This window comes from Nocardioides sp. YIM 152315 (assembly GCF_029210375.1).
GTDB lineage: Bacteria > Actinomycetota > Actinomycetes > Propionibacteriales > Nocardioidaceae > Nocardioides.
Map to the genome: position 1 here is coordinate 184720 of NZ_JARGER010000015.1, position 9822 is coordinate 194541.

Consider the following 9822-nt stretch of genomic DNA (forward strand, 5'->3'; position numbering starts at 1 on the left):
GGTGCCCTCCTAGCGTCCGGTCCGGGCGAGGGCGTGGAGGCGCTCGATGTCGAGGCGCTCGGTGTCGAAGCCGGAGGCGCCGGAGACCTCGGCCGCGTCGACGGCCCCGCAGTCGACTCCGCGAAGCAGGAACGACGCGAGCGCCCGTGCGGTCGCGGGCTCGTCGGCGATGCGCCCCGCGGTGCCGCCCGTGTAGCTCACGAGACGTTCCAGCGCGTCGGGCGTGCCCTGCCGGTAGAACCCGTAGGTGGCCGCGTAGCGGGTCGGCAGCTGCGCGGCGTGGAGGTCCCACCCCTGGTAGAAGCCGCGCTCGAGCGAGCGTCGCACGAGGCGATGGTGGTTGGCCCACGCCGACCTGACGTCGTCCGCGGTGCCGACCGGCAGCACGTTCGTCGAGCCGTCGGAGAGCCGCACCCCCGTCCCCGCGGCCGCCGCCTGCATCACGACCTTCGCGTGGTCGGCCACCGGGTGCTCGAGCGACTGCTGCGGTGCGGCGATGCCGCAGAACGCCGAGTAGTCGTAGGTGCCGTAGTGCAGTCCGGTCAGCCGGTCGCCGGCCGCGTGGATCATCCGGGCCACGAGGGCGGTGCCGTCGGGGCCGAGGATCGACTGCGGTGTCTCGACCTGGATCTCGAACCGAACGGCCCCTCGTGGAAGGCCGAACCCGCGCTCGAGCTCCCCGCACACGTACACCATCGCCTCGACCTGGTCGACGCTCGTCACCTTCGGGAGCGTGACGACCCAGCCCTCGAGGGATCCGCCGTGCTCGAGCAACGTGGCCAGGAAGGAGGTCATCGTCCGGACCCCACGAGCGCGCGTCGCGGCCTCGAGGCACTTGATCCGGATCCCACCGAACGGCGCCGCGTCTCCTGCTCGCTGGCTGCGGGCGAGAGCCTGCGCGGTCCGCACGGCGTCCGCGTCCTCCTCGGCCTCCGACTTCCCGCGGTAGCCGTCCTCGAAGTCGATGCGGAGGTCCTCGACGGGCTCGGTGCCGAGCTTGGCGCGGACCCGGGCGACGATGTCGTCGTCCCGGACGACCGCGGCGAACCCGTCCGGCTGCTCCTCGAGGGCTCGCAGTGCGGCCGCTCCGGACGCGGGCACGAGCTCCGGCCCGTAGCGGTCCGCGGGCACGTACAGCGTGTGGACCGGTTGCCGCCCAGGCCGGTCGCCGGGGTAGCGGGACGCGAGCGCGGCGTCGGCCGCGGCCAGCTGCTCGTCGAGCGCTGCCAGCAGCCGGGCGGCGACAGCCTCCGAGCCCGTCGGGTCCGCGCCTTCGGCCCGGCCTCCGCCGTCGCGCGGCGTCATGCGCGCCTCGACCGGCTCGCCGGCTGCAGGTCCGACAGCCAGGCGGCAGCGACCGCGACGGCGATCGCGGCAGGGTGCTTGCTCGTGGTGATGCCCGGGAGCCCGATCGGCGTCCGCACGGTGTCGACGCGTTCGGGATCCAGACCGGCGGCGAGCAGCCGGCCCCGGAACCTGGCCCACTTGGCCGACGACCCGATGAGGCCGATCGATCCGAGATGCTCGCAGCGCAAGGCCGCGTCGACGATCGCGTAGTCCTCGGCGTGGTCGTGCGTCAGGACCAGGATGCTGGTGCCGGGCGGCAGGCTCCCGAGCACGAGCTCGGGGATCACCGGCACGTGGTGGGCGTGGACGTCGGCGACGGCGTCCGCGAGCGGTGCGAGCGCCGCGGGCGTCACGTGCGGCTCGCGCGAGTCGACCAGGTGCAGCTCGAGGTCATGACGGGCGAGGATGCGGGCGAGCTCGATGCCGACGTGGCCCATCCCGAAGATCGCGACTGCCGGCACCACGGGCAGGGGCTCCAGCAGCACCGACACCTCGCCACCGCAGCACTGGACTCCGTGCTCGACGGCCGTCTGGTCGGTCAGGTTGGCCACGAACGACTCCGGCGCCCGGGGTCCGGACTCGATCAGCTCCCGGGCGCGCCGGACGGCGCGCTCCTCGAGGTTGCCGCCCCCGATCGACGCCCACGTCGCGGTCGCGGAGACCACCATCTTGGCCCCCGCCTCGCGTGGCGCGTGGCCGCGAACACCGGTGACCGTCACCAGAACCCCGGGCTGACGCGCCTCCCGGAGGACGGTCACGCCGTGCAGCCACGTGGTCATGAGCTCGACTCCCGGGCGGCGGACAGCGCCCAGTAGACGGCCTCCGGGGTGGCCGGCGACGCCAGCTGGACGACCGCGCCCGGCGGCCCGAACGCCGCGCACGCGTCGCGCAGGGCCTCGCGCACGCTGAAGGCCAGCATGAGCGGCGGCTCGCCGACCGCCTTCGACCCGTAGACCGCGCCGTCCTCGTGGGCGTCCTGCAGCAGCGAGACGTTGAACTGCGCCGGCATCTCCGAGAGCGACGGGATCTTGTACGTCGACGCGGCGTTGGTGGTCAGCCGGCCCCGGGTGTCCCCCGACGACTCGTCCCACCGGAGGTCCTCGAGGGTGAGCCAGCCGGCGCCCTGGACGAATCCCCCTTCGATCTGCCCGATGTCGACCAGGGGCGAGAGGCTGTCGCCGACGTCGTGGACGATGTCGACCCGGCGGGTGCTGTAGGCACCGGTGAACCCGTCGACCTCGACCTCGGCGACGGCGGCGCCGTACGCGAAGTACTTGAACGGCGAGCCGGTCATCGTCGCGGAGTCCCAGCTCAGCCCCTCGGTGCGGTAGAAGCCGGCGGCCCAGAGCTGGACGCGCTGGAAGTAGGCGGCCGACACCAGCTCCCCCCACGAGGCGTCCGGCATCGCCGCACGCAGCGGCGCGAGCCGCGCCGAGATCTGCTCGCAGGCGTCCTTGATCGCCCCGCCGTTGAGGTCTGCGCCGGACGACGCCGCCGTCGCCGAGGTGTTGGGCACCTTGTCGGTCCGCGTCGGCGCCAGTCGCACCGTCGGGAGCGGCACCCCGAGGGCGGTGGCCGCGACCTGCTGCATCTTGAGGTGGAGCCCCTGGCCCATCTCCGTGCCGCCGTGGTTGATCAGCACCGACCCGTCCTTGTAGACGTGGACGAGTGCGCCGGCCTGGTTGAACGCGGTGAAGTTGAACGAGATCCCGAACTTGACCGGCGTGACGGCGAGGCCCCGCTTGCGGTGCGGGTGCGCCGCGTTCCATCCCTCGATCGCGGCTCGACGGCCGGCGTACGACGACTCGGCGAGGACCTGGTCCCAGGCCGTGACCAGCCGTCCGGGATGGCGGACCTCCTGACCGTACGGCGTGGCCTGTCCCTCGGCGTAGAAGTTGCGTCGGCGCAGCTCCGCGGGCGCGAGGCCGAGCTGCGGCGCGCAGCGCCCGATGATGTCCTCGATGACGAGCATGCCCTGCGGGCCTCCGAATCCCCGGAAGGCCGTCTGCGAGGTCTTGTGGGTCCTCGCGATCCTGCCCTCGACCGCGACGTCGGGGATCCAGTACGCGTTGTCGATGTGACAGAGCGCTCGGGAGAGAACCGGCTCGGAGAGGTCCAGGCTCCACCCGCCGTCCGAGGTGAGGGTCGCCGCCAGGCCCGTGAACAGCCCGTCGTCGTCGAAGCCGACCTTCCACGTGGCGTGGAAGCCGTGCCGCTTGCCGGTCATGGACATGTCCTGCGCGCGGCTGAGCCGCAGCCGGACCGGTCGACCGGTCAGGGTGGCGCCGAGTGCCGCGACGGCGGCGAGCCCGTGCGGCTGCATCTCCTTGCCGCCGAAGGCGCCGCCCATCCGGAGGCACTGCACGGTGACGGCGTGGTCGGCCAGCCCGAGGACGTGGGCGACGATCTCCTGGGTCTCGCTCGGGTGCTGGGTGCTGGACTGGACGAAGACCTGGCCCGACTCGTCGACGGACGCCATCGAGCAGTGCGTCTCCAGGTAGAAGTGCTCCTGCCCGGCACACGTGGTCACGCCCTCGAACACGTGGGTCGCCCGCGCCAGCCCGGCACCGGCGTCGCCCCGCTGGATCGCCAGGCGGGCGCCCTGGAAGCTCTCGGCCGCGACGGCCTCCTCGACACCGACGAGGGCGGGCAGCTCGACGTACTCGACCACGACGGCGGCGGCGCCGAGACGGGCCGACTCCAAGGTGTCGGCCAGGACCCAGCAGACGGCGTGACCGTGGTACATCACCTCGGTCGGGAACAGGGGCTCGTCGTGCTTGACCCCCGCGTCGTTCACGCCCGGCACGTCGGCGGCGGTCAGCACCCGGACGACGCCCGGCACGTCGTACGCCGGCGACACGTCGAGCCCCGTGACGCGGGCATGTGCCTTCGGCACCTGGACGGGGTGGGCGTGCAGGAGGTCCTGCATCCGGCCGACGAGGTCGTCGGTGTAGAGGGCGGCTCCCGTCACGTGGAGGGTCGCGCTCTCGTGCTCGTGGACCTCGCCGACGACGGCTCCCTCCGGGCGTCGGCTGAGCGGGGTCCCGACGGATCCGTCGACCTCCGCGTGCGGGCCGGCGAGGGCGGCGTCGGTCCGTCCGGTCGCCGACCGGGTGTCGAGCGTCATGCGGGGACCTCCTCGAAGAGCTTCCGGAGCGCCTGCCCGAGCATCGCGATCCGGTAGTCGGCGCTCGATCTCGCATCCGAGATCGGGGTGCCCTCCGTCGCCATCACGTCGGCTGCCGTCGCGACCGTCTCGGCGCTCCAGGACCTTCCCTCGAGGGCGGCTTCGGTGCGCGTGGCGCGGAGTGGTGTGGCGGCCACCCCACCCAGCCCGATGCGAGCCTTGCGGACGACCCCGTCGCGCACGTCGAGGGCGAAGGCCGCCGCCACGGACGAGATGTCGTCGAAGCGACGCTTGGCGATCTTGTGGAAGGCGGAGGTGGTGCTGACCGGCAACGGGACCACGAGCTCGGTGATCAGCTCACCGGGTTCGCGGATCGACTGGCGGTAGCCGGTGAAGTACTCCGCGAGCGGGACGGTCCTCGTCCGGTCCGTCGAGGCCAGCACCAGCGACGCGTCGAGGGCGAGGAGCACGGGCGCACCGTCGCCGATCGGTGACGCCGTGCCGATGTTGCCTCCGAGCGTGGCGCTGTTGCGGATCAGCGGGGAGGCGAACTGGGGCATCAGGGCCGCGAGCAACGGCACCAGTCCGTCCACGCGTCGCGCGACCTCGCTCAGGGTCAGCGCGGCGCCGAGCCTCAGCTCGTCGTCGGTGACGCTCGAGGCGCGCAGCTCCGGCAGCCGGTCGACGGCCACGTGCATCGGAGCCCGGCGCCCGCGCAGGTTGACCTCGACGCCCCAGTCGGTGTTGCCCGCGACGACGACGGCGTCCGGGTGCTCTGCCAGCAGCCGAGTCGCCTCGGCGAGGTCCCGCGGGCGCACGTACCTGCTCGCGCCGACCCGGAGATCGGTGGGCACGGGTGCCGGAGCGGCCCGACCGCATCGCGCCCTCAGCTCGTCGTCGTCGGTGGGTGTCCCCAGGGCGAACGCGGCGTCCCGGATGGGGCGGTAGCCCGTGCAGCGACACAGGTTGCCGCTGAGTGCGTGGAGGTCGAACCCGTTCGGCCCGTGGGCGCCGCCGTCGTCGTGGATGTAGCCGTCGGCCGTGCGAGCCGGGCGATAGAACTCGGCGGCCATGCTGCACACGAACCCGGGAGTGCAGTACCCGCACTGCGAACCGCCGCGGACCGCCATCTCCCGCTGGACCGGGTGCAGGTCACCCGGGGTGCCCAGGCCCTCGACGGTCACCACCTCCTGTCCGTCGAGCGCCGCGGCCGGGACCAGGCAGGAGTTCACGGCGGTCCACTCCGTCGCGTCCGTGCCGTCGGGCGCGGGCCGGGCGACCAGCACCGCACACGCTCCGCACTCGCCCTCCGCACACCCCTCCTTCGCGCCGGTCAGGCCGGACCCCCGGACGAAGTCGAGGGCGTTGGTGTGCAGCGGCACGCCGTCGAGGGAGTGCGGCGTGCCGTTGACCAGGATCTCGGCCACTTCGTCTCCTAGCGCTGTGGGTACCGAAGGTGGGGTCGGACGACGGCCGACGGGGACACACCAGCGCGGGTCGGTACGTCGGGATCGGTCGGCCGGGCGGATCCGCGAGGAGCGCAGACTGGTGCCTTCTCGCGGAGCGGCGCGTCAGACGCCGTGAGCCACGCGACCCCGGGTCCAGGCCGAGACGTGGATCAGTCGCCGGACGTCGGCGCTCACGGACGACGACTTCGTCATGGCAACCTCGGAGGAGCTGAGAGGGCAGTTCTGTCGAAGATAACTTCGGGGCTGCGGGTCGTCAACGAAGACGCAGCAGGGGCCGTCCCGGTCGGGACGGCCCCTGTCGTAGGGAGTGTGGGATCAGCCCTGGAGGCTGTCCAGCACGTCCTGGTGGTCCTTCTTCCACGCCGTCACGGCCTCGGCCTCCTTGCCCTGGCCGTACTCGTTGACGACGAGGTCCTCGAGGCTGCCGTACTGCGCGTCGTCGAGCTTGAGGTTGCTCATCATCTCCGCGACCTCGGGGTAGTCGTCGCTGAAGCCGTCGCGCGCCAGCTCGTGCAGGCCCTCGGCCTCCCCGAGCGCGCCCTCCGGGTCCTCGAGGTCCTTCACCGGGAACTCGTTGTTGGCCCAGAACGGACGCCACAGCGTCACGACGATGTCCTGCTGGGCGTCGGTCGCCTTCTTGAGCTGGGCCAGCATCGCCGTCGTCGACGACTCCACGAGCTGGAAGTCGTCCTCGAGGCCGTAGGCCGGCATCACCGAGTTCTTGGTCGTCTCCGTGAGCCCGGCGCCCGGCTCGATGCCGATGATCTTGCCGTCGAGGTCGTCGGCGTGGTCCGGCAGGTCGGCGATCGAGTCGATGTCGGTGTACTCCGGCACCGCGAAGGTCAGCTTCGCGCCGTCGTAGTAGGTGCCGACGTCCTCGATGTCGTCCTCGTACTGCTCCATGTAGGACTTGTGCGTGACCTCGGGCCACGCCGACGGGTAGACGTCGATGTCACCGTTGGCGAGTCCGGCGTAGAGCGGCGCCGCGTCCGCGAGCTCCTTGATCGTCACCTCGTAGCCGTCCTCCTCGAGGACGTCCTTCCAGAGGTACGCCGTGCTCAGGCCGTCGGTCCACGACGGGATGATCCCCAGCGTGATCGACTTGTCGGCGCTGGAGCCGCTGTCCGTCGCCGTGCCACCCTCGTCGCCGTCGTCGCTGCCACACCCTGCCGCCAGCAGGCCGAGGCTCAGCACCGCGGCCAGCACCGTTCCGACTCTTCTCGTCTTCGTCGTCCGCATCGTTCGTCGTCCTCTCGCTCTTCTTTCACTCACTCTGGGTTCAGTTGTGTGCTGCGCGCCGTTGGCACCGGCGCGCCGTCCCGAGAAACCTGGGGGTCGATGTCGTCGGCCGGTTCAGAAGGCCGGCGCCTTGGCGAAGGACCGCGCCGCGGCCCGGTCCCGCAGCCGGCGCAGGAGCCCGGCCCGGGTGCGATCGGCGCCCAGCGAGGCGGTGAGCCGGTCGAGGTAGATCGCCAGGATCACCACCGAGAACCCGGCCTCGAAGCCGAGGCCGATGTCCAGCCGAGAGATCGACGTGGTCACCTGGCTGCCGAGCCCGCCCGCCCCGACCAGTCCGGCGATCACCGCCATCGACAGGGCGAGCATGATCACCTGGTTGACGCCCGCCATCACGGTCGGGAGCGCCAGCGGGAGCTGGGTCTCGCGCAGGATCTGACGCGGTTTGGCGCCGAACGCGTGCCCGGCCTCGACCACCTCCGGATCGACCTGGCGGATGCCGAGCTCGGTGAGCCGGACGCCCGGCGGCAGCGCGAAGATCACCGTCGCGACCAGCCCGGCCGGGACGCCGATGCTGAAGAGCGTCACCACGGGCACCAGCCAGACGAAGGCCGGCATCGTCTGCATCAGGTCCATCACGGGTCGCACCAGCCTGCTGAAGCGGTCCCACCGGGCGGCACAGATCCCGAGGGGGATGCCGATCACCAGCGCGACGAGCGTGGCGAAGAAGACCATCGCCAGGGTCTCCATGGTCGCCGCCCACTGGTCCACGCCGACGACGAACGTCAACCCGATCAGCGACCCCAGCCCGAGCCTCCAGTCCCGCCCCAGCCAGGCGAGCAGCGACAGGATCACCACCATCACCAGCGGCGCGGGCGAGTTCAGCAGGTCGCTCAGCCCGTTGACCGTCGACTCGATCAGGTCCGAGACCCGGTCGAAGAAGTCGCCGAGGTTGTCCTCGACCCACTCGAAGCCGGACTCGATCCAGTCGCCGAAGGGGATGCGCGGCACCCCGTCGACGGTCTCCCACACGGTCCGGGTCATGCCCCCACCTCCACCGGCTCGGTGCTGCTCGGGTCGTCCGGCTCCGGGGGCACGTTGACCACCTCGGAGGAGGTGCCGGCGCCGAGCGCGCTGAGCAGCGTGACGCGCGGGATCACCCCGAGCAGCCGGTCCCCGTCGCCGATGACGGCGATCGGCACCGGCGAGTCCGCCGCCGCCGCGAACAGGTCGGCCACCGCGGTGTCCGGGCCCGTCGACACCGCCGGGCGCGTCACGTCGGCGAGGTCGTCGACCCCACGGCGTACGGCGTCGGCCGCATCGTCCTCGGTCACGACTCCGTGCAGCCGACGGTCCCGGTCGACCACCATCAGCGACCCGACCTGGTGCTCACGCATGAGCTTGTGCGCGGCGCGCGGTCCCTGCGACCGACCGAGCACGGCCACGGGCGGCTCCATCACCGAGGAGGCGGTGAGCACGCGGGTGCGGTCGACGTCCTGCACGAACTGCGCGACGTAGTCGTTGGCCGGGTCGTTGAGGATCTCCTCGGCGGTGCCGACCTGCACGATGCGGCCGTCGCGCATCATCGCCACCCGGTCGCCCAGGCGCATGGCCTCGTTGAGGTCGTGGGTGATGAAGAGGATCGTCTTGTCCAGGCGGTGCTGGAGCTCGACGAGCTGGTCCTGCATCTCCCGGCGGATCAACGGGTCGAGGGCGCTGAACGCCTCGTCCATCAGCAGGACCTCGGTGCCGGCCGCGAGCGCCCGCGCCAGCCCGACCCGCTGCCGCATGCCGCCGGACAGCTCGCCGGGCAGCGATCCGCCCCACCCGCCGAGACCGACGAGCTCGAGCGCCTCCTCGGCACGCCGCTGGCGATCGGCCCGGTTGAGCCCCTGGACCTTCAGCCCGTACGCCGCGTTCTCGCCGACCGTGCGGTGCGGCAGCAGCGCGAAGTGCTGGAAGACCATGCTGACCTGCTCGCGGCGCAGCTGTCGCAGCCCCGCCGAACCCAGGTCGGCCACCGACCGGCCGGCGACCTCGATCCGCCCCGCCGTCGGCGCGAGCAGGCCGTTGACCATCCGGATCAGCGTGGACTTGCCGGATCCCGACAGGCCCATGACCACGAAGATCTGACCTTGCTCGACCTCGAACGACGCGTCGATGACCGCAGCCGTGTAGCCGTCGGCTCTGAGCGCCTCCCGGTCCTCTCCTCGTCGCAGACGCTCGACCGCTCGCTCCGGTCGACGTCCGAAAACCTTGTGGATCTCGTGGGCCTCGATCAACGGCACGCGCTAGGGCTCCTCATTGCTGCCAGGGACGCCGGCCTCCCGCCGACGTCGCTCGGTCGGCCAGGCGATTCCTCCGCGCCGGAACCCGAGAAGCCGCACTGCGCGAGTCGCCGAGCGTCTTCGTCAGACGCTCCCGCCGGACCGGTCCAGCACGCTAGCCCGGACCGCAAGTGTCCGCAAATAACGGTCACAACTTGGTAACGGGGGTGGCCGCCGACATCGGCTCCCCCAGCCCCGTGTCGGTGTGCTCCGGCGGCGCCCCTCGGGACTGCCAGATCATGACGGCGATGGACACGGCGAGCGCCAGGACGACGAAGGCGATCACCGACCACCTCGTCGGGAATCGCCGCCGAGA

Annotated in this window: 8 protein-coding genes; all 8 read right to left on the reverse strand. The window is 72.0% G+C overall.

All coding sequences use genetic code 11. From position 1 onward, the window contains the following. Positions 1 to 9 precede the first annotated feature (9 nt). Positions 10 to 1305: an aldolase/citrate lyase family protein gene (locus PZ894_RS04760; protein ID WP_275742936.1), complete on the reverse strand. Its 1296-nt coding sequence runs from the start codon at positions 1303 to 1305 to the stop codon at positions 10 to 12. Then, positions 1302 to 2126: a xanthine dehydrogenase accessory protein XdhC gene (gene xdhC, locus PZ894_RS04765; RefSeq protein WP_275742937.1), complete on the reverse strand. Its 825-nt coding sequence runs from the start codon at positions 2124 to 2126 to the stop codon at positions 1302 to 1304. Before xdhC ends, PZ894_RS04760 begins: the two co-directional genes overlap by 4 nt. After that, complete coding sequence (gene xdhB / locus PZ894_RS04770; protein ID WP_275742938.1) at positions 2123 to 4474, reverse strand: xanthine dehydrogenase molybdopterin binding subunit; 2352 nt, start codon at positions 4472 to 4474, stop codon at positions 2123 to 2125. The genes xdhC and xdhB overlap by 4 nt, the downstream gene beginning before the upstream one ends. Further along, entirely contained in the window at positions 4471 to 5901 is a 1431-nt protein-coding gene (locus PZ894_RS04775) for an FAD binding domain-containing protein (protein ID WP_275742939.1), read from the reverse strand. The genes xdhB and PZ894_RS04775 overlap by 4 nt, the downstream gene beginning before the upstream one ends. Before the next feature lie 357 nt (positions 5902 to 6258). Further along, a complete protein-coding gene (locus PZ894_RS04780) occupies positions 6259 to 7182 on the reverse strand; it encodes a glycine betaine ABC transporter substrate-binding protein (protein ID WP_275742940.1) in 924 nt (307 codons plus the stop codon). Positions 7183 to 7296: 114 nt separating this feature from the next. Then, the gene (locus PZ894_RS04785; RefSeq protein WP_275742941.1) at positions 7297 to 8223 is read right to left on the reverse strand and encodes an ABC transporter permease subunit; all 927 of its coding nucleotides are present in this window, start codon (positions 8221 to 8223) and stop codon (positions 7297 to 7299) included. Then, positions 8220 to 9467, reverse strand: coding sequence for a glycine betaine/L-proline ABC transporter ATP-binding protein (locus PZ894_RS04790; protein WP_275742942.1), 1248 nt, complete (start codon positions 9465 to 9467; stop codon positions 8220 to 8222). Before PZ894_RS04790 ends, PZ894_RS04785 begins: the two co-directional genes overlap by 4 nt. Positions 9468 to 9654: 187 nt before the next feature. Further along, a complete protein-coding gene (locus PZ894_RS04795; RefSeq protein ID WP_275742943.1) occupies positions 9655 to 9792 on the reverse strand; it encodes a hypothetical protein in 138 nt (45 codons plus the stop codon). Between the last annotated feature and the right edge of the window lie 30 nt (positions 9793 to 9822).

Bases quoted from the DNA above. Each gene is read 5' to 3' on its own strand.
- PZ894_RS04760 (WP_275742936.1), bottom strand. From the start codon at position 1,305: ATGACGCCGCGCGACGGCGGAGGCCGGGCCGAAGGCGCGGACCCGACG.
- xdhC (WP_275742937.1), bottom strand. From the start codon at position 2,126: ATGACCACGTGGCTGCACGGCGTGACCGTCCTCCGGGAGGCGCGTCAG.
- xdhB (WP_275742938.1), bottom strand. From the start codon at position 4,474: ATGACGCTCGACACCCGGTCGGCGACCGGACGGACCGACGCCGCCCTC.
- PZ894_RS04780 (WP_275742940.1), bottom strand. From the start codon at position 7,182: ATGCGGACGACGAAGACGAGAAGAGTCGGAACGGTGCTGGCCGCGGTG.
- PZ894_RS04785 (WP_275742941.1), bottom strand. From the start codon at position 8,223: ATGACCCGGACCGTGTGGGAGACCGTCGACGGGGTGCCGCGCATCCCC.